The 18,580-nt window shown below is 69.9% G+C and carries 16 protein-coding genes and 2 pseudogenes; 8 read left to right on the forward strand and 10 right to left on the reverse strand.

Annotated elements, in window-relative coordinates; translation table 11 throughout:
* Nucleotides 1-7 precede the first annotated feature (7 nt).
* Nucleotides 8-1,177, forward strand: coding sequence for an imidazolonepropionase (gene hutI, locus ABD330_RS02050; protein ID WP_344459979.1), 1,170 nt, complete (start codon nucleotides 8-10; stop codon nucleotides 1,175-1,177).
* 92 nt (nucleotides 1,178-1,269) lie between these two features.
* Here the strand turns inward: hutI and ABD330_RS02055 are convergent, their stop codons facing one another.
* Nucleotides 1,270-2,781, reverse strand: coding sequence for a peptide MFS transporter (locus ABD330_RS02055; RefSeq protein ID WP_344459981.1), 1,512 nt, complete (start codon nucleotides 2,779-2,781; stop codon nucleotides 1,270-1,272).
* Between the two features lie 432 nt (nucleotides 2,782-3,213).
* Between ABD330_RS02055 and ABD330_RS02060 the strand changes: the two genes are divergently transcribed.
* Together ABD330_RS02060 and ABD330_RS02065 are read left to right on the forward strand one after the other, a co-directional pair.
* Nucleotides 3,214-3,888 (forward strand): response regulator transcription factor, encoded by a 675-nt coding sequence (locus tag ABD330_RS02060; protein WP_280719586.1) that lies wholly within the window; start codon nucleotides 3,214-3,216, stop codon nucleotides 3,886-3,888.
* 87 nt (nucleotides 3,889-3,975) lie between these two features.
* Nucleotides 3,976-5,250: an ATP-binding protein gene (locus ABD330_RS02065; RefSeq protein WP_344459983.1), complete on the forward strand. Its 1,275-nt coding sequence runs from the start codon at nucleotides 3,976-3,978 to the stop codon at nucleotides 5,248-5,250.
* Between the two features lie 158 nt (nucleotides 5,251-5,408).
* Here the strand turns inward: ABD330_RS02065 and ABD330_RS02070 are convergent, their stop codons facing one another.
* On the reverse strand, nucleotides 5,409-5,909 hold the full coding sequence (locus ABD330_RS02070; RefSeq protein WP_344459984.1) for a GtrA family protein: 501 nt from the start codon (nucleotides 5,907-5,909) through the stop codon (nucleotides 5,409-5,411).
* A gap of 271 nt (nucleotides 5,910-6,180) precedes the next feature.
* Between ABD330_RS02070 and ABD330_RS02075 the strand changes: the two genes are divergently transcribed.
* The 4 genes from ABD330_RS02075 (at nucleotide 6,181) to ABD330_RS02090 (ending at nucleotide 9,578) form a co-directional block, all read left to right on the forward strand.
* Nucleotides 6,181-7,338 (forward strand): 5-(carboxyamino)imidazole ribonucleotide synthase, encoded by a 1,158-nt coding sequence (locus tag ABD330_RS02075; protein WP_344459986.1) that lies wholly within the window; start codon nucleotides 6,181-6,183, stop codon nucleotides 7,336-7,338.
* Nucleotides 7,335-7,871 carry a 5-(carboxyamino)imidazole ribonucleotide mutase gene (gene purE / locus ABD330_RS02080; protein WP_344459987.1) on the forward strand — a complete coding sequence of 179 codons (537 nt, stop codon included), beginning with the start codon at nucleotides 7,335-7,337 and terminating at the stop codon, nucleotides 7,869-7,871. Before ABD330_RS02075 ends, purE begins: the two co-directional genes overlap by 4 nt.
* 13 nt (nucleotides 7,872-7,884) lie before the next feature.
* Complete coding sequence (locus ABD330_RS02085) at nucleotides 7,885-9,075, forward strand: dipeptidase (protein WP_344459989.1); 1,191 nt, start codon at nucleotides 7,885-7,887, stop codon at nucleotides 9,073-9,075.
* Between the two features lie 101 nt (nucleotides 9,076-9,176).
* Nucleotides 9,177-9,578, forward strand: coding sequence for a DUF4234 domain-containing protein (locus ABD330_RS02090; protein WP_344459991.1), 402 nt, complete (start codon nucleotides 9,177-9,179; stop codon nucleotides 9,576-9,578).
* 32 nt (nucleotides 9,579-9,610) lie between these two features.
* On the opposite strand, the pseudogene ABD330_RS02095 reads toward ABD330_RS02090, so the two are convergent.
* The 7 genes and pseudogenes from ABD330_RS02095 to ABD330_RS02125 form a co-directional block, all read right to left on the reverse strand.
* A pseudogene (locus ABD330_RS02095) lies at nucleotides 9,611-9,805 on the reverse strand (CoA-binding protein); the annotation flags it as partial.
* A gap of 147 nt (nucleotides 9,806-9,952) precedes the next feature.
* A pseudogene (locus tag ABD330_RS02100) lies at nucleotides 9,953-11,884 on the reverse strand (recombinase family protein); the annotation flags it as partial.
* 155 nt (nucleotides 11,885-12,039) lie between these two features.
* Complete coding sequence (locus tag ABD330_RS02105) at nucleotides 12,040-13,515, reverse strand: replication initiator (protein WP_344459992.1); 1,476 nt, start codon at nucleotides 13,513-13,515, stop codon at nucleotides 12,040-12,042.
* A gap of 163 nt (nucleotides 13,516-13,678) precedes the next feature.
* Entirely contained in the window at nucleotides 13,679-13,870 is a 192-nt protein-coding gene (locus tag ABD330_RS02110; protein ID WP_344459994.1) for a hypothetical protein, read from the reverse strand.
* Nucleotides 13,867-15,195, reverse strand: coding sequence for an FtsK/SpoIIIE domain-containing protein (locus ABD330_RS02115; protein WP_344459995.1), 1,329 nt, complete (start codon nucleotides 15,193-15,195; stop codon nucleotides 13,867-13,869). The genes ABD330_RS02110 and ABD330_RS02115 overlap by 4 nt, the downstream gene beginning before the upstream one ends.
* Nucleotides 15,195-15,401, reverse strand: a complete 207-nt coding sequence (locus ABD330_RS02120; RefSeq protein ID WP_344459997.1) for a hypothetical protein — start codon at nucleotides 15,399-15,401, stop codon at nucleotides 15,195-15,197. Before ABD330_RS02120 ends, ABD330_RS02115 begins: the two co-directional genes overlap by 1 nt.
* A complete protein-coding gene (locus ABD330_RS02125; RefSeq protein WP_344459999.1) occupies nucleotides 15,398-15,766 on the reverse strand; it encodes an SCO3933 family regulatory protein in 369 nt (122 codons plus the stop codon). Before ABD330_RS02125 ends, ABD330_RS02120 begins: the two co-directional genes overlap by 4 nt.
* A 253-nt stretch (nucleotides 15,767-16,019) precedes the next feature.
* On the opposite strand from ABD330_RS02125, the gene ABD330_RS02130 reads away from it, so the two are divergent.
* Nucleotides 16,020-16,808, forward strand: coding sequence for a GntR family transcriptional regulator (locus ABD330_RS02130; protein WP_344460000.1), 789 nt, complete (start codon nucleotides 16,020-16,022; stop codon nucleotides 16,806-16,808).
* A gap of 178 nt (nucleotides 16,809-16,986) precedes the next feature.
* On the opposite strand, the gene ABD330_RS02135 is transcribed toward ABD330_RS02130, so the two are convergent.
* Entirely contained in the window at nucleotides 16,987-17,439 is a 453-nt protein-coding gene (locus ABD330_RS02135) for a phage tail protein (RefSeq protein WP_344460002.1), read from the reverse strand.
* Nucleotides 17,440-18,580 lie beyond the last annotated feature (1,141 nt).

Here is an 18,580-nt window from a genome sequence, read left to right on the forward strand (position 1 = left end):
GTCAGCCTTGAGCCTCCTCCTCACCAACGTCGGCAGCCTGGTCACCAACGATCCCGCCCAGGGCAGCGGCGGCCTCCTCGGCCTCGTCCAGGACGCCGCCGTGGTGGTCGAGCACGGCACGATCGCCTGGGTCGGCCCGGCCGCTGCCGCGCCCGCCACCGACGAACGGTTCGACGCCGAGGGCCGTGCGCTGCTGCCGGGCTTCGTCGACTCGCACGCCCACCTGGTGTTCGCGGGCGACCGCACCGCCGAGTTCAACGCCCGGATGTCCGGTCAGGCCTACACCGCCGGCGGCATCCGGACGACGGTGGCCGCCACCCGCGCCGCCACCGACACCGAGCTGGACGCCAACCTGGCCCGCTTCGTCGGCGAGGCGCTGCGCCAGGGCACCACCACCATCGAGTGCAAGTCCGGCTACGGCCTGACCGTCGAGGACGAGGCGCGCGCACTGCGGATCGCCGCCGCACACACCCCGGAGACCACCTACCTCGGCGCGCACGTCGTCGCCCCCGAGTACGCGGACGACCCGGCCGGCTACGTCGACCTGGTGACCGGCGAGATGCTGGACGCCTGTGCCCCGCACGCCCGCTGGGTGGACGTCTTCTGCGAGAACGGCGCCTTCGACGGCGACCAGGCCCGGGCGATCCTGACCGCCGGGGCGAAGCGCGGCCTGATCCCCCGGGTGCACGCCAACCAGCTCTCGTACGGCCCGGGCGTGCAGCTCGCGGTCGAGCTCGGCGCGGCCTCCGCCGACCACTGCACGCACCTCACGGACGCGGACGTGGCCGCGCTGGCGAGCGGCGACACCGTCGCGACCCTGCTTCCCGGCGCGGAGTTCTCCACCCGCGCCCCCTACCCGGACGCCCGCCGTCTGATCGACGCGGGCGCCACCGTCGCGCTCTCCACCGACTGCAACCCGGGTTCCAGCTTCACCAGCTCGATGGCCTTCTGCGTCGCCGTCGCCGTCCGCGAGATGGGCATGACCCCCGACGAGGCCGTGCACGCCGCCACCGTGGGCGGCGCCCGGGCGCTGCGCCGTACCGACGTCGGCCGGATCACGGTCGGTGCCCGCGCCGACCTGCTGCTGCTGGACGCCCCCTCGCACGTCCACCTGGCCTACCGCCCGGGCGTCCCGCTGACCGCCGCCGTCTGGCGGGCCGGCGTACGGGAGGTCTGAACCGCCACGGGCGTGGGGCTCGCGCCCGACGCCACGAAAGAGCGGCCCGGCACGGGGAATCCGTGCCGGGCCGCTCTTTCGTTACGGGTGCGTCAGTGCACGTCGCCCATCAGGGCGCCGATCCGCTTGCGGTACATCCAGACCGCGAAGCCGGCCAGTGCGGCCGCCGTGCCCTGGACGGCGAACGAGGCGGTGCTCAGGAAGGCGTCGCCGAGGAACTGCTGGAGCAGGCTCGCGACACAGTCACCGGCGGTGACCGCCAGGAACCAGACGCCCATCATCTGGCTCGCGTACTTCTGCGGGGCCAGCTTGGTGGTGACGGACAGGCCGACCGGGGAGAGGCAGAGCTCGGCGACGGTCTGGACCAGGTAGACCAGGGCCAGCCAGAGCGGCGAGACCTTGACGCCACCGGAGGCGGCGGCCATCGCGGCCATCATCACCGCGAACGAGAGGCCGATGCCCATCAGGCCGTAGACGAACTTGCGCGAGGTGCTCGGGTTCTTCGCCTTCTTGGCGAGCGCCACCCAGAGCCACGCCACCACGGGGGCCAGCGCCATGATGAACAGCGGGTTCAGCGACTGGAACCAGCTGGAGGGGAAGCCGATGCCGAACAGCGTGCCCGCGGTGTTGTCGGAGGCGAAGACCGTCAGGGTCGAACCGGACTGGTCGTAGATCATCCAGAAGACGGCCGCGGCGATGAAGAACCAGATGAAGCCGCTGACCTTGCGGGTGTCGTCCTGGCTCAGCTCGGGGTCGCGCTTGATCCGGGTGAAGACCAGGACCGGGATGGCGATGCCGGCGAGCGACAGCGGGGTCAGCACCCAGTTGATGGTGAAGACGCCGGACAGGCCGACGGCCGCGTAGCAGGCGACCGCGACGGCCAGCCACAGGCCGGCCTTGCGCAGGATCGCGGTCCGCTCGGCGGCGGGCAGCGGCGAGGCGACGACGTCGCTCGCCTTGCTGAGGTGGCGGCTGCCGACCAGGAACTGGATCAGGCCGATCGCCATGCCGACACCGGCGAGCGCGAAGCCCAGGTGCCAGTTGACCTTCTGCCCGACGGTGCCGATCACCAGCGGCGCGAGGAAGGCGCCGAGGTTGATGCCCATGTAGAAGATCGTGAAGCCGCCGTCACGACGGGCGTCGTTACGGTCCGGGTAGAGGTGTCCGACCATCGTCGAGATGTTGGACTTGAGCATGCCCGAGCCGACGGCGATCAGGGCCAGGCCGGCGAAGAACGACGCCTCGGCGGGGACGGCCAGCAGGAAGTGGCCGACCATGATGATGCCGCCGCCGACGGCGACCGTCTTGCGGGCTCCCCAGAGCCGGTCGCTGAGCCAGCCGCCGGGCAGGGCGAGCAGGTAGACCATCGCGGTGTAGACGCTGTAGATGGCCAGACCGGTCGCGGTGTTGAAGCCGAGGCCGCCCTTCGCGGTCGGTGCGACCAGGTAGAGCACCAGCAGCGCGCGCATGCCGTAGTAGCTGAAGCGCTCCCACGTCTCGGTCATGAAGAGGGTGGCGAGGCCACGGGGGTGCCCGAGGAAGGTCTTGCCGCCACTGGGGGAGGTCGACTGGGGGGAGTCGACATCCAGGGTCGTTGCCGCCATGAATCTGGTTCCTTGCTGCGTGGGACCGGTCCGCCAAGGGGGGTGGAGGCGGACGGGTCCGAGCACTGCGGCGGCTTCGCCCGCTGCTGGTGGCAGTGGTGGGCCGCAGTACATGACACGGGGACCGGACCACTGTACGTCGCACTTTTGGGTGATATCGGCGGACAAAACCCGTGAAATACGTATCAGTTCAGCAAAGGGCACCAGGCTCTGCGGGTGCCAATCCATGGTAGTGCCGGGCTTGCCCCTTTGAAGCCAAGGTCGAATCGGCGAATCCGCACTGAAGAAGGGGAGGGGCGGTGGCCGCTCGGCGGTCGGCCGTCATCCCGCGATGGTGACTCTCTGTGAACTACCTCACAGCGGCTCCGGGCATTCCGAGCGGGCTGTCCAGGGGGACTGATCACCGGGCGCCCAGCGGACTACCATCGCCCCATGACCTGTGTGCTGCTGGCCGAGGACGACCCGGCAATCTCCGAACCGCTCGCCCGTGCGCTGCGACGCGAGGGCTACGAGGTACTCGTCCGCGAGGACGGCCCCGCCGCGCTCAACGCCGGGCTCACCGAGGAGGTCGACCTCGTGGTCCTCGACCTCGGCCTGCCCGAGATGGACGGTCTGGAGGTGTGCCGCCGACTGCGCGCCGACGGCAAGAGCTGCCCCGTCCTGGTGCTCACCGCCCGGGCCGACGAGGTGGACACCGTGGTCGGCCTGGACGCCGGCGCCGACGACTACGTCACCAAGCCGTTCCGGCTGGCGGAGCTGCTGGCCCGGGTCCGCGCCCTGCTGCGCCGCGGCAACGTCGACCAGCTCACCACCGGCGCACACGGCGTGAAGATCGACATCGAATCGCACCGCGCCTGGCTCGGCGAGGAGGAACTCACCCTCTCCGCCAAGGAGTTCGAGCTGCTGCGGGTCCTGGTGCGGGACGCCGGCCGGGTGGTCACCCGCGAGGAGATCATGCGCCAGGTCTGGGACACCACCTGGTGGACCTCGACCAAGACCCTCGACATGCACATCTCCTGGCTCCGCAAGAAGCTCGGCGACGACGCGGCCAACCCGCGCTACATCGCCACCGTGCGCGGCGTCGGCTTCCGCTTCGAGAAGAACTGACGCGAAGAACTGACGCAGCGGGCCGACCCCGGATGCCCCGTCCCGATCGATGCACCTGTTGCCTGACCTGAGAAGAGCCGTACCGGCGTGAAACGCAGGATGATCAACTCACTGCTGGGCGTCGTCCTGGTGGTCGTGGTGGTGTTCTGCGTACCCCTCGCGCTGGTGGAGAAGCAGAGCATCGTCAACGCCGCCAACGACCGGGTGGACGCCGCGTCGGTGCGGGTGCTCGGACTGGTGGAGAGCCGGCTGGCGGCCGGCGAGCCCGTCACCGGGGAGAAGTTCGCCGCCCAGGTCACGGACGGTTCCTTCGTCACCGTCGACATCCCCGGCCAGCCCCTGATCGCGGCCGGGCGCCCGGTCACCGGCCCGGCGCTGACGGCCTCCGAGACCGGCGCGAGCGGCGAGGTGGTCACCGTCGTCCAGTCGCGCAGCGACGTCGACCACGAGATCGGCAACATGCTGCTGCTGCTCGGCGTGGTGGCCCTGCTCGCCGTCCAGGCGGCGGTGGCGCTGGCCGTCTGGCAGGCCAGGCGGCTCGCCCGCCCGCTGATCGACCTTGCCGAGACGGCCGAACGCCTCGGCTCCGGCGACCCCCGGCCGCGCGACCGCCGCTACGGCGTCCCCGAGCTGGACCGGATCGCCGAGGTGCTGGACACCAGCGCCGAGCGGATCGCCCGGATGCTCACGGCCGAGCGCCGGCTCGCGGCCGACGCCTCGCACCAGCTGCGCACACCGCTGACCGCCCTCTCCATGCGGCTGGAGGAGATCACCGCGCTCGCCGAGGAGCCGGACACGGTCAAGGAGGAGGCGACGATCGCGCTCCAGCAGGTCGAACGCCTCACCGACGTGGTGCAGCGGCTGCTGACCAACCAGCGTGATCCGCTCAACCCGACGGCCGTCACCTTCGACCTCGACGACGTGATCAAGCAGCAGGTCGAGGAGTGGGGCCCGTCGCTCCGCGAGACCGGCCGCCGCCTGCGGATCGAGGGCCCGCACGGCGTCCTGGTGACCAGCACCCCCGGCACGGTCGCCCAGGTGCTCGCCACCCTGATCGAGAACTCGCTGATGCACGGCGCCGGCACCATCACCCTGCGGGTCCGGCCGCTCGGCAACTCGGTGGTCGCCGAGGTCCAGGACGAGGGCGCGGGCGTACCGCCGGAACTGGGCAACCGGGTCTTCGAGCGGGCTGTCAGCGGCCGCAACTCCACCGGCATCGGCCTCGCCGTCGCCCGTGACCTCGCCGAGGCGGACGGCGGACGGCTGGAACTGCTCTCGCTCCACCCGCCGGTCTTCGCCCTCTTCCTCGGGCGGAGCCGTACGGCGCAGGAAGCCGTGGAAGAGGAGCAGGAGGAGCAGTAGGCAGCGGTGGTGCCGGGAGGTGCGACCGGACGGGCGCGGCCCGGACACACGAAGAGGCCCACCCGGCGGTTCCCCGCCCGGTGGGCCTCGTGGTTCGGTGGTGGATCCCGCCCCGCCGGACGCGCTGCTCCGCGTACCGCCCGGCTCGGTGCTCCGCGTTACTTGGCGTACTGCAGCTCGGGCGCCGCGACGACCTCGGGCTCCGCCAGCTCGGGTATCGCCTTGAAGACCCAGGTGCGGTACGAGAAGAAGCGGAAGATCGTGCCGGCCGCGAGGCCGACCACGTTCTTGGCGATCAGCTGGCTGGACGAGGAGGTGTAGTGCAGGACGTGCACCGAGAAGGCGAGGATGCCGTTCTCGATCAGCATCCCGATGCCGCTGAAGATCAGGAAGAGCGTGATCTCGCGCTTGCGCGAGGCCGCGTCCCGGTCCTTGTACAGCCAGTAGCGGTAGCCCAGGTAGTTGGTGCCGATGGCCACCGAGGTGGCGATGAAGCCGGAGAGCGACTTGACCGCTCCGGTGCCCTGGAGGCACATCCAGAAGATCCCGGCGTTGACGACCACGCCGACCACACCGACGACGCCGAACTTGATCACTTCACCCGAGAGCCCCCGGAGCCGCTCGAACAGCGAGGGGTTGGTGTCGGTGCTGGTGGTCATACTGGTGTTGTCTCCTGTGCTCGCGTGCGAGGTGGCGTGCCCGGAACTCGCGCGATGGCGCAGCGCGAAACGGCCCCTCGTATGCGCACATGATCGGATAGTGCTTTCCCGGGGTCCGGCCATCCAGGCTACTCGCTCCGGATGAGCACTCCATGAGCCCCCTGGCACCGGACGGCACGGGGAGGGTCACACCCGTCCGCACCCGTCGTGCCGCGGCGGTCGCGCGGCCGCCGGTACAACGGCTCCCACCGGCCCGGATATCCTGGGCAGCGTGACTTTCACGGGCAGCGCGAATTTTCCAGTGGTGGGTGTGATCGGCGGCGGGCAGCTGGCCCGGATGATGCACCAGGCGGGCATCCCGCTCGGCGTCAGGTTCAAGCTCCTCGCGGACACTCCCCAGGACTCCGCCTCGCAGGTGGTCTCCGACGTCGTCCTCGGTGACTACCGCGACCTCGACACGCTGCGCCGCTTCGCGGCCGGCTGTGACGTGATCACCTTCGACCACGAGCACGTTCCCACCGAGCACCTGCGCGCCCTGCAGGCGGACGGCATCGCCGTCCGCCCGGGCCCGGAGGCGCTGGTGAACGCCCAGGACAAGGGCGTGATGCGGGCCAAGCTGGACTCGATCGGCGTCCCCTGCCCGCGCCATCGCCTGGTCGCCGACCCGGCGGACGTGACCGCCTTCGCCGGCGAGGGCGAGGGCTACCCCGTCGTCCTGAAGACCGTGCGCGGCGGGTACGACGGCAAGGGCGTCTGGGTCGTCTCCGACGAGACCGAGGCCGCCGCGCCCTTCCTCGCGGGCGTCCCGGTGCTGGCCGAGGAGAAGGTCGACTTCCTCCGCGAGCTGGCCGCCAACGTGGTCCGCTCGCCCAGCGGCCAGGCCGTCGCGTACCCGGTGGTGGAGAGCCTCCAGGAGAACGGCGTCTGCGCCGAGGTCACCGCCCCCGCCCCGGACCTCGCGCCGGAGCTCGCCGCCGAGGCGCAGGCGCTCGCACTGCGGATCGCCGGCGACCTGGACATCACCGGCCACCTCGCGGTCGAGCTGTTCCAGACCCGCGACGGCCGGATCCTGGTCAACGAGCTGGCCATGCGGCCCCACAACTCCGGCCACTGGACCCAGGACGGCGCCGTCACCTCGCAGTTCGAGAACCACCTGCGCGCCGTCCTCGACCTGCCGCTCGGCGACCCGCGCCCGCGCGCCAAGTGGACCGTGATGGTCAACGTGCTCGGTGGCGACTACCCGGACATGTACCACGCCTTCCTGCACTGCATGGCCCGCGACCCGGGCCTGCGGATCCACATGTACGGGAAGGACGTGAAGCCCGGCCGCAAGGTCGGCCACGTCAACGTCTTCGGGGACGACCTCGACGACGTCCGCGAGCGCGCCCGCCACGCGGCCGCCTACCTGCGAGGAACGATCACCGAATGACGAGCACCCCCACTGCTCCCCTTGTCGGCATCGTCATGGGCTCGGACTCCGACTGGCCCGTGATGGAGGCCGCCGCCCAGGCCCTGGACGAGTTCGAGATCCCGTACGAGGTCGACGTCGTGTCGGCCCACCGGATGCCGCACGAGATGATCGCGTACGGCGAGAACGCCCACAAGCGCGGCCTCAAGGTGATCATCGCGGGCGCCGGCGGCGCCGCCCACCTGCCGGGCATGCTCGCCTCCGTCACCCCGCTGCCGGTGATCGGCGTCCCGGTGCCGCTGCGGTACCTGGACGGCATGGACAGCCTGATGTCGATCGTCCAGATGCCGGCCGGCGTGCCGGTCGCCACCGTCTCGATCGCGGGTGCCCGCAACGCCGGTCTGCTGGCCGTCCGGACGCTGGCCGCCTTCGACTCCGAGCTGACCGAGCGGATGATCGACTTCCAGACCGAGCTGAACAGCCAGGCCACCGAGAAGGGCAAGAAGCTCCGCGCCAAGGTGGCGGGGTCCGCCTCCTTCGGTTTCGGTAAGTAGTACAACAGGGGTCATGACCCCTGAACTGATCGACCAGGCCCGTGCCGTCCTCCGCGAAGCCCCGGTGGTGGACGGCCACAACGACCTGCCGTGGGCGATGCGCGAACAGGCCGGCTACGACCTCGACGCGCTCGACCTGGCCGCCGACCAGCGCTCCCGGCTGCACACCGACCTCGCCCGGCTCCACGCGGGCGGGGTCGGTGCGCAGTTCTGGTCGGTCTACGTCCGCTCCGACCTCGCCGGCGACCGCGCGCTCAGCGCGACCCTGGAGCAGATCGACTTCGTCCGCGCGCTGACCGACCGCTACCCGGACCGGCTGCGCCTGGCCTTCACCGCCGACGACATGGAGGCGGCCCGCGCCGAGGGGCGGATCGCCTCGCTGATGGGTGCCGAGGGCGGCCACAGCATCGACTGCTCGCTCGCCACCCTGCGCGCGCTGCACCAGCTGGGCGTGCGGTACATGACGCTCACCCACAACGACAACCTGCCCTGGGCCGACTCGGCCACCGACAAGCCGGTGGCCGGCGGGCTGACCCGGTTCGGCGAGGAGGTCGTCCGGGAGATGAACCGGCTCGGCATGCTGGTCGACCTCTCACACGTCTCCGCCGACACCATGCGGGACGCGCTGCGCGTCGCCGAGGCCCCCGTCCTCTTCTCGCACTCCTCCGCGCGCGGCGTCTGCGACCACCCGCGCAACGTCCCGGACGACGTACTCGCCCAGCTGCCCGTCAACGGCGGCGTCGCGATGGCCACCTTCGTCCCGAAGTTCATCCTGCCCGCCGCCATCGAGTGGACCCTCGCGGCGGACGAGAACATGCGCGCGCACGGCTTCCACCACCTCGACACCACACCTGCCGGGATGGCCTGCCAGCGCGAGTTCGAGGCCGGCCACCCCCGCCCGATCGCCACCCCGGGCACCGTCGCCGACCACCTCGACCACATGCGCGAGGTGGCCGGGATCGACCACATCGGCATCGGCGGGGACTTCGACGGCACGGCGTTCACGCCGTCCGGCCTGGACGACGTCGCCGGCTACCCCAACCTGATCGCCGAACTGCTCGGCCGGGGCTGGTCCCAGGGCGATCTGGCGAAGCTGACCTGGCACAATGCGGTACGGGTGCTCCGTGACGCGGAGTCGGCCGCCCGCGAGCTCCAGCTCACCCGGAGGCCCTCCATCGCCACCATCACCCAGCTCGACGGCTGACCGCCACCCCGCGCCCGGACGGACCACCGGACCGGGCGCGGGCACCGCCGGGCGCCCAGACTGAGCGGGAGACACATCCCCTTGCGCCTACGGAGACCGCTGTGACCGGACGGGCCGGAAAGTACCGCAACATCGTCCTGGTGTGGCTGATCTGGCCGTTCATCACACTCGGGATCTACCACTTCGTCTGGTACTACAAGATCAACCGGGAGGCCAAGGAGTTCGACGCCCGGATCGACTCCAGCCCGATGGTCTCGGTCCTGGCGATCCTGATCGGCTGGGTGCTGATCGTCCCGCCGTTCGTCTCCACCTTCAACACCGGCAAGCGGATCGCGCAGATGCAGCGCGCCGCAGGGATGCAGGAGAGCTGCAACCCGTGGATCGGGCTGATCCTGATCTTCGTCTTCGGCCTGCACTCGATGTACTACCAGCACGAGCTCAACACGATCTGGGCCCACTACGGCGACCCCGCGGAGGGCGAGCGGATCCGCCTCGCCGCGTAGCGGCTCCGCCGGCATCCGTGGCTGATGCCGGCTCAGAGCAGTGGCAGCTCGATCGCCGGGCAGCGGTTCATCACCATGTCCAGACCCGCCTCGCGGGTCCGGGCGTAGGCCGCCTCGTCGATCACGTCGAGCTGGAACCAGACGGCCTTGGCGCCCTTCGCCACCGCCTGGTCGGCGACCTCGCCGGCCAGCGACGAGTTCACGAACACGTCCACCACGTCGACCGGGACGGTTTCCTCGGGTGCGCCGTCAACTCCTACGAACAGCCTTGGGTCAACCACGCCCTCGATCTCCATGGGAGGCAGCGGGTAGACCGTCTCGGCCAGTGGAGTGCTCTCCTCTGCCCCGAGCAGCTCCATCGCCTCGGCCCATACTCCGGTGGTCACCCATCGGTGGTAGCGGGTCTGAAGACCGGTTGGGTTCCCGAATTCCTCTGGAAGGCCAGCCCAAGGCACCCCGGTCCTGGCTTTGAAGAGAAGTGCGTCAAGGACCGTCCGGTGCGGGAGTCGGTTGCTCCGCTGGCGCTTCTCCGAGGCCATGAGGACAGGCTCGACCTTCCGCCACGCGGCATCCGAGAGCACAGGAACACCACGCTCGCGATCTGAGAACCACCTCGCCAGCGAGCAGTCCACCCGCCGGCCCATGGGCGGCATGCCGGTGACTGTGACCTGAATGTTGAGAAGGTCCAGGACTTCTGCCTGGTCGTCGGAAGGCATGTCCTGGAGTCGCGTGCGGGCTGCCCTTGCCAGTTCCTGGAGGTCTGACGCGCGCTTCTCAGCGAGCTCGGTCTCGGCCTTCCACGCCATGGCTTCGTCTCTCAGCTCGACCAAGCCGCCCACTTCGTCAGCGAGGGGCTTCAATACCCTCTGTACGGCTTCCTCGGCCGCTTCTCCCGACAGTCCGCGTCGCGCTGCCTGCTTGGCAGCTACAACCATTGTGATGGCCAGAGCCGATTCCTGTTCCTCGATCTGGCGACCAAGATCGGCGATCCGTTCGTCGTAGTTGACGCGGTTTCCGTCTGCGAGCCTCAGCCAGTCCTCGGACATGAGCTTGAGACGTTTCGGATCACCGAGGAGCTTGCACGTCTCCTCCCATACGAGCTTCTCAAGTTCGTCGGCGTTGATAGTCGGGCAAGCGCACAGCGCAGCGCCTGCATGCTTCTCGACCTTGCCGGCGCAGCGGTAGACCCGGCCGTCCCGCTCTTTCCGCTTGAGCCCGCTGTATCGGCTTTTGCACAGGCCGACGACGTGCCCTGAGAGGGGATAATGCGCGTTCGGCCCTCTGGACTTGCGACCGCGCCTGTTATCGGCCATCGCAGCGCGCAGCCTCCCACGCTCCTCCGGCGTGAAGAGGGGAGCCAGATTGATCACCACCGTATTTCCGTACAGCGGAGTTCCATCCGCCCCAAGTTTCGCCCGGCCCGGGTGGCGAAAGACGACCTGAGGCTCGTCGGCGGCCTCCGTCAGGCGGGACCAGAGGTTCCTGTTGGACCAAGGCTTGCCAGACCGGGTGAGGAGCCCTTCGGCGTTCAGAGTGAGCGCTGCACGGCGAATGTTGAGCTTGTCCACGGCAACCAGCTCCCATGCCCTGTGCAGCACGTTGTACTCGTGAACAATCCGGCAGCCTGCTCCGTGATCACACCGGTCGACGGCGATGCGAGATTGGCCCTTCTGGCCCTGGTTCTCGATGCGGTACCCGTACCGTGGCTTGCCTCCGGTCAGTCCGCCCTCTTCCGCCTTCTCCTGGATGCCACCCTGAGTGCGAGTGCGGATGGTTTCGTATTCCGTCTCGGCGTAGTCCGCCTGCCGACGCATCTCGCGGCGGCCGTCTGGGGTGGTGTTGTCGATGCCTCCGTCCACGATGGCCACGAAGATGCCCATGTCTTCGAGGGCCCAGACCCAGCGCCAGAATGCGCGTCCGGTTCGCCCGATGGCCCGGCCTTCGTTGACCACCACTACGTCGAAGGTGCGCGAGACACTGGCCGCGTCTTCCATCAGCCGTTTCAGGTCTGGCCGGTCGGCCGCTTCGAGGCTTCCGCTGACACCCTCGTCCTTGTAGGTGCCCTGGTGGTCCCAGCCCTTGCGAGCAATGTGATTCTTGGTCTTCTTGCCCTGGCTTGCGATGCCGTAGCCCCGCTTCTGCTCCTCGGTGCTCACCCTCAGGTAGTCCACCGCACGCAGCCCGGGAGCTGAGATTGCCCGCGCGACTACGCCGGCCGCGCCGTGAGCGAGTGTGCTTTTATTGGCCATGTCGACTCCAACCGGTCGGCCAGCCCCGGGACGGTTGCAGCCGTCGCCGGGGCACATTGTTGACGGCAGCCTATAGCGAGATCTGACGCGTCATCTGGTCTTTCGAACGTTGTCTGCCTGCTCAACTCGGGGCCCGAACAGGAGTCGTAGCAGGCGAGCTCTCTCCTCGGGGGCCAGTTGTCTGCCGGGAGTCCAAGTGACCTTGACCGTCGTCATGCTGGACTCCTGACCGCACTTCGGGCCGCTTGGGAGCTGGTCGCCAGCTCTTCCCGCGCGATCTCGCGGTTTGTGGCGATGTCTTCGGCGATTCCGGCGGCGATGAGTGCTTCGGCGGGGGTGTGACCGGTCCCGATGAAGCGCCAGGCGGCTTCGGTGACCGTGCCGTCGTCCCGGTCGGCGAACAGCTCACGGCCGCCGGCCTGGGTGCGGGCGTGGTCGGCGCGGTCGGCCCGCAGCTGGCCGTAGGTGGTGGAGTAGGCGCGGGTTTTGGTGAGGCAGTGGCCCCGGTAGCCGAGCATGTGCGCCCAGGCCCGCAGCCGCAGATGCTCCAGCTCCGGCAGGCCCCCGAGCCGCCACGCGGTCGAGATCAGCGCCCGGACGTGCGACGTGACCTTCAGGTGCCGGATCTCCGCGAAAGAGTCGATGCGCCGGTCCACCGCCCCGGCCGTCTCCACGCTCTTGGACGTGTACTTGGCGACATACGCCGCCACCGCTTCGTCGGTGATCCGCCCGCCGTCCCCGTCGGTGAGCGGGTGGGCGTCGAGCTGGGTGCCGAACCGCAATCGCACGTCGCTGTAGGCGGCCGAGTCCGGTGGTGCCAGCGCCACGGCGGCGGCCGCCGACCGGACCGCTTCCAGCAGCAGGTCCGTGGTGGCCCAGGCCGGGGGCGGGGAGGTGGGCCCGTCGGGTCCGTCGAGGCGGATGACGGCGTGGAAGTGAACGGCTCCGCGCTTCTGGTACTCGGCGACCTTGGCGGCCGACACCCTCACCAGCGAGCGGACGGCGGTCCGGCCGACCCCGGCGCGGGCGGCCAGGTGGTGGTACAGGTTGTCCCGGAACGCCTTCCACAGCGCCGGGGCGGCCGAGTTCCACAGCACGTGCCCGACGTAGTCATAACAGCCGGCGCACAGCGGCTGACCGGTCACCACGTCACCGTCCGGGTGGGCCTGGCCACAGCCGCGCCGCCCGCCGTGCTCGCAGCATCCGCGCCGCACCGGGTGGCAGGTACCGGCGCGGTGGACCGGGCCGAACGAGGGCGCGGTGAGGGTAACGAACAGCCGGGGATGCGTGCGCACCGACTCGGGGACGCCCTTGCCGCCGGACAGGCCCGCGCGCACCAGGTGGAAGGTGTCCCCGGAGTGCTCACGGGAGCAGGGCGCGCAGCGGGACGCGCGGCGGTTGCGACAGCGGACGGCGAGGCGGCCGCCGGGTTCGGTGGCGGTGGAGTAGCGCCGCAGGACATCACCGGTCGCCCGGTCGGTGGTGGTGCTGTGTCCGGTCAGGTAGACGGGGTGGGCGCAGCCGCCGGTAGCGGTGATCTGTTCCAGCCAGCGGTTGAGGTCAGGCATGGCGCCGAGGCGGACCAGGTCGCGGTCGAGGTCGGGGAGTGCGCGCAGCCGCGCCTCACGGGTGAGGTGGGCGCGGCGCGCGGTGGGGTCGGTCCAGGGGTTGCCGGGGCCGGGGGTCATGTTGGGTGTCTCCAGGGCAGGTGGGCGCTGTGCCCCGGCCAGGCGAGGCGTTCGGGAGCCGGGCCGGGGACAGCATTGAGGTGAAGTGGGGCGCGAGGCGCCGGGGTGGAGCTGGTGGTGGTGCGGCCGGTGGTTGTCGCGGGTGTCACGGAGATCAGTCCTCTCAGTGGGTGTGGGTGAGGCCCTCGGCGAGCCAGGTGACGGCGTAGATGATCGGGTCGGTGTAGTGGACCCGGTCCAGGTAGATCCCGAGCAGGCCGACCAGCGCGACCTGCCAGGTGCGCAGTTCACCGGAGCGGACCAGCAGGTAGGTGACGAGCGCCAGGATGAAGATCAGGAGCGCGGCGAGGCTCACAGGTACACCCCTTCCTCCGGCTCGGTGCCGGTGGGTTCGTGGGTGACTTCCGGTTCGGCTAGGCCCGGCCACGAGGGGGCGAGGTGCGCGTACTTCCTGGCGGCGCGCCGGGCCTGCGCGGGGGTGACGTGCACCGAGCGGGCCCGCATCCATCGGCCGTCGTCGCCTGCGGTGATCGCGACGCCCTGTTCGGCGAGGGTGATCCGCTGGGCGGCGGCCAGGGCGTCCTTGTCGAGGTCGCCGAGCGCCATCTCCGCCGTCCCCGGATCGCTCACCCGGTGGCAGACCCGCCCGGCCAGCTGGGCCCGCAGGGCAGTGACCCCGGGACCGAGGTCGGAGCCGACCCGCTGACCGGCGATCACCAGATGCACCCCCAGCGCCGCGCCGAGCTGGGCCAGCCGCAGCAGGTTCGTGGAGATCTCGCCGACCTCCGCCTTGTCGTCCCGGGTTGCCGTCAGGTAGAGCTCGGCGACCTCGTCCACGATCACGATGACCGGGACCTTGCGGAGCTTGGCGGGCAGTTCCCAGATGGACCGAGCACCGGCCGCGCGGCACAGTTCCATCCGCGCCTGCGCCTCCGCCACCAGCTCCGCGAGCAGCCGGGCGGCCTGGGTGCGGTCGGAGGCGAGGGCGGACAGCCGGTCCTCGAACAGGGACAGTTCCATGCCGCCCTTGAGGTCGATCCCGAACAGCGCCACCCGTTGCGGGGCGAGCTGCTTGACGAGGGCGGCGATGAGGGTGGACTTGCCGGAGCGCGTCGCGCCGACGACCAGCCAGTGCGGGACCTTCCGGAAGTCGACCACCCACGGCCGGCCGTCCTCCAGCAGGCCGACCACCGCCCGCAGCAACTGCGCGCCGAGGGTGTGCGGGAGGGTGGGGGCGGCGAGCGGGTCCCAGGCGAGCGCGGTCACGGTGACGAAGCCGCGCGCGTCGGAGACCACCCGCAGCGAGTGCACCCGCCAGGCGTGGGTGAGGGCGTCGACGATGGCCGTGACGTGCTCGGGGACCTGCCCCGGATGCAGCCGCACCCCCACGGCCAGGCCGCCGCGCCGCAGCTTCGGCACACCCAGCCGGGGAGGCATCGGCTTCAACGGATCACCCCGGACGACCATCCCGCCGACCATGGCGCGGGCCGGACGCCGGGGCACCGCCAGACCCACGTTCGTGGTGAGGCGCCGCCAGGTCACCAGGATGCGTAACACCGCCTGCGGGTAGCCGAACAGGCCCCACCAGACGTACGGGTGATTGCGGCGCAGGGACGGGGCGGCGATCAGCAGCCCCAGCACCACGGCGAGCAGGCCCAGCCAGAGCAGCTGAACAGCCATCAGCTCATCCCCCCGTTCTCAGCCGTGCGGTTGTGGGCGTCGGTGGCCAGGTCCCGGGCCAGCCCGGCCGCCTGGTCCGCCTTGCCGGCGATCTCCTCGAAGAGCACGGTGCCGGAGTCGTCGGGGTCGAACGGGTCGATGTCGTCGCCCAGGTCGGACAGCGCCCAGAGCAGCGACCGCAGCCGCACCCGGTTCTGCGGGCTCACGCGTCACCGCCCTTACGACCGGCGGCCGAAGCAGCGGGAGCCGCCGGGGCAGCGGGGGCGGGGGTGATGGAGTCCGCGCGGAACGACAGACCGTGCCGGTCACCCATCGCCCACGAGAACGCCGTCAGACCCGTCACGGCGACCCGCACGCCCTCGGTGACGCCCACCGGCTCACCGGACACGCTGATCTCGATCAGCGACGCCCGCCGCTGCTCCTGGCGCACCGCGACGCCGACCGTGTAGACGGTCTGACCGTCCCGGTCCTTCTTCACCTCACCGGTCTCCCGGTTGGCGATCCGCACCTCCGGGGCGACGATGCAGGTCATCGTGCCGAGCCGGGTTCCGTCCACGGGAATGGACTGCATGATCGGGCACTCTCCTCAGGTCAGCAGAGGGCGCATGACGCTTGTCGTCAAACGTACTTACCTTTGCTGTCCTGATGATGCGCTTGCTTGACGCCCGAGCGCAAGCGATTCATGCTTACGTTTGACGCATAGCGTCTGACGACAGACTCTCCACATGCCGCCCGAGCTGGGCGAACGATCACCCACAGCCACTCAAAAAAGAACTCACACGAAGCGGGCATCCCCCGGCGCCCGCACCAAAGGGGCCACAGCCATGGCGATCATCCGCAACGAGGCACTCCACAAGCAGGTCGCGACAGCGATGCGCCAGTCCATCGCCTCAGGCGAGTGGCCCCCCGGCACCCAGCTCCCCACCGAGACCGACCTCGCCACCCTCTACGGCGTCTCCCGCCCCACCGTCCGCCTCGCCGTCGCAGCCCTGCGCAGCGAAGGCCAGCTCGACGTGAAGCAGGGCCGGGGAACCTTCGTCCGCACCACAGCCCTCGGCCCCACCCACACCATCGACCGCACCATCACCCGGCGCGGCACCCGCTACCGGACCCCCACCGACACCTGGTTCGACAGCGCCGAGGAACCCGCCGTGTTCCGAACACGCACCGACGCCATCACCGGCCCCCTCCTCGGCATGGACCCCGAAGAACTGCTCATCGGCGCCGACCGCCTGATCACCGACCCCGCCGGCCCCGGCCGCGCCCTCCACCGCCAGTGGCTCCCCATGGAACGCATCGAGAACACCCCGCTCGCCAAGACCCCCGGCGTCATCCCAGCCAAGGCGTATGCCGTCCTCGCTGCCGCAGGCCATGACCTGACGTGGCGCGAGCAGGTCAGCGCCCGTGTCCCGCAGCCCGACGAACGCGAAGCCCTCCGGCTGTCCGAAGCCGCTGTACTGCTCGTGGTCCACCGCATCACCTATGGCCAGGCCGACGGCCGGGCGCTCATGCTCGAAGAGACCCGCCTCGGCGCCGAGACCGTCGCACTGGCCTACCCGCTCGAAGCCCAGCAGGATTCAGAACACAACCGTCGTGCCAAAGCGGCCGGATAGCAGGCAGCCGCCTCCCGGAACCTGGCGCGCTTCGCTCGGAAGGCGGCATGGTGGCCCATGGGAGACGGCTGAACGTGCTCGTGGCTGGACATGACGGCCCGAATTATGGCCAGACCGGGCTACGGGCAGGTCTCGCCGGCCGTGCGGTCGGCAGCATGACCAGCGGGTTGACGGAACGTCACTGGTGGAACTGCACGGTAACGCGATCGGCAACAAGGTCCAGCTGCTCGATAGCGATCTCGTTGCTGCTTGCATCGAAGTCAGGGGCGGTCAACTTGACGGGGAACGCGTTGACCACGTTCCAGGTCACGAAGAGTCCGGTGCCGGCGTCGTCGGTCAGGCTGATGGAGATGTCCTTCTTCTCCACCTTGTTCAGGGAGATGGAGTTCATCCACTCGTAGAACTGCGCTTGACCGCTCACGACGCCACGCTTCAGGGAGATGTTCAGTGCCTCCCGCTGGCCTGGCATCTGGAACCGCCCACCCATGCCATCCCTGTACTCGATCTTTTCGAAGCTCAGCGACAGGCCTGAGACGCCCTGGAAGGCCATCTCCTCCCCGTCGACAGCCACCCTGAAGCGGTAGGTGGGGACGGGGTAACTCGCACTGATTTGATCGGCCGAGTCGGTCACGGCATGCCTCCAGGTCTGAGAGTCACGGACTGATTGCCCAGGGTGACGCTACCGCCGTGCAGTCTCCAAGATCCGGAGAATCCGCGAACCTGCCGAACTCGGCGCGGCGCCCAAGGAGCACAGGAAACCGGCCAGCCCCGGGGGCTGTCGTATACCTTCTTCACTTACTCAAGGCGGCTCGCTACCGCTCGCCGCGCGCGCCCCGGCTCACCGCCGGGCCGACGCTCCTGTCTTCGCCCCGCTTCCGGCCCGGCTCCGCCGGGCACGCGGCTGTAGCAAGCCCGCCATGACAGATATGGGGCTCTGCCCCACACCCCGGCCCTCTCTCGGAGGGGGAGGCCGGCAGGCGCGAGGGTGCACCGTCGTCGTGGTGAACGTGGTGGGTCGCGGGACGGCCCTCTCCTCGACCGGACACCCAAGGGCGTACCCGGAACCTCCAGGGGCCGCCAAGGCCAAGCGCAAGCGTCACGACGTGAGCCTTGGCGGCCCCTGGAGAACCCGGGTGCGGCGAAGCTGCCCGATCGAGGAGGGAACCACCCCGCTCAGCCCGAGATCTGCCGGCGGCAGCTTGGGCGTGTGGTGTGAGACCGATTCGCAGGGCATGCGCGATAGCCCCCCCTGGCCCGACTCGAACCGGCTGGCCCCCTCCACAACGGACCGGCACGTTAGGGTTGTGGCACCGATCGACGCAGGGCACCGGCAGTCTAGCCCGTGCCCCTAACTGTGCCCGATCGGGCGGGGAACCACGGGGAACAGCGGCCCCTCAGAGGCAGAGCAAGCAGCACCGGCCCAGCAGGCATAAGACCAGGTCACAGCCCATGATGACCGGCCGCCCTCCGGAGGCGGTCGCTCGGAGAGCCCAAGGCGCTATCGTGAGCCGCATCACCATGATGCCCCGTGGAGCCCCCATTGCAGTTGGACTCAGTTGCGCAGCTAGTAACCGCCTTCTCCCCCCTGGCCGTTGCAAGTCTCACAGGGGCTCTCGCTGCGCGAGCAAGTCGCAAGCGCCGCTCCGACAAGGTCATGGCACGGCTCACGGCAGAGTGGGCTTGATCCGCTTTGACGGACACCTGAGATCAGGGGCTTCGGCCCCGGAAGGATGATGTCCATCATGGAGAGCATGGGGAAGAAGAAGCCGCGC

This window comes from Kitasatospora kazusensis, from assembly GCF_039529945.1.
GTDB classification, from domain to species: domain Bacteria; phylum Actinomycetota; class Actinomycetes; order Streptomycetales; family Streptomycetaceae; genus Kitasatospora; species Kitasatospora kazusensis.

Bases quoted from the DNA above. Each gene is read 5' to 3' on its own strand.
- ABD330_RS02055 (WP_344459981.1), bottom strand. From the start codon at position 2,781: ATGGCGGCAACGACCCTGGATGTCGACTCCCCCCAGTCGACCTCCCCC.
- ABD330_RS02060 (WP_280719586.1), top strand. From the start codon at position 3,214: ATGACCTGTGTGCTGCTGGCCGAGGACGACCCGGCAATCTCCGAACCG.
- ABD330_RS02070 (WP_344459984.1), bottom strand. From the start codon at position 5,909: ATGACCACCAGCACCGACACCAACCCCTCGCTGTTCGAGCGGCTCCGG.
- purE (WP_344459987.1), top strand. From the start codon at position 7,335: ATGACGAGCACCCCCACTGCTCCCCTTGTCGGCATCGTCATGGGCTCG.
- ABD330_RS02085 (WP_344459989.1), top strand. From the start codon at position 7,885: ATGACCCCTGAACTGATCGACCAGGCCCGTGCCGTCCTCCGCGAAGCC.
- ABD330_RS02105 (WP_344459992.1), bottom strand. From the start codon at position 13,515: ATGACCCCCGGCCCCGGCAACCCCTGGACCGACCCCACCGCGCGCCGC.
- ABD330_RS02115 (WP_344459995.1), bottom strand. From the start codon at position 15,195: ATGGCTGTTCAGCTGCTCTGGCTGGGCCTGCTCGCCGTGGTGCTGGGG.
- ABD330_RS02125 (WP_344459999.1), bottom strand. From the start codon at position 15,766: ATGCAGTCCATTCCCGTGGACGGAACCCGGCTCGGCACGATGACCTGC.
- ABD330_RS02130 (WP_344460000.1), top strand. From the start codon at position 16,020: ATGGCGATCATCCGCAACGAGGCACTCCACAAGCAGGTCGCGACAGCG.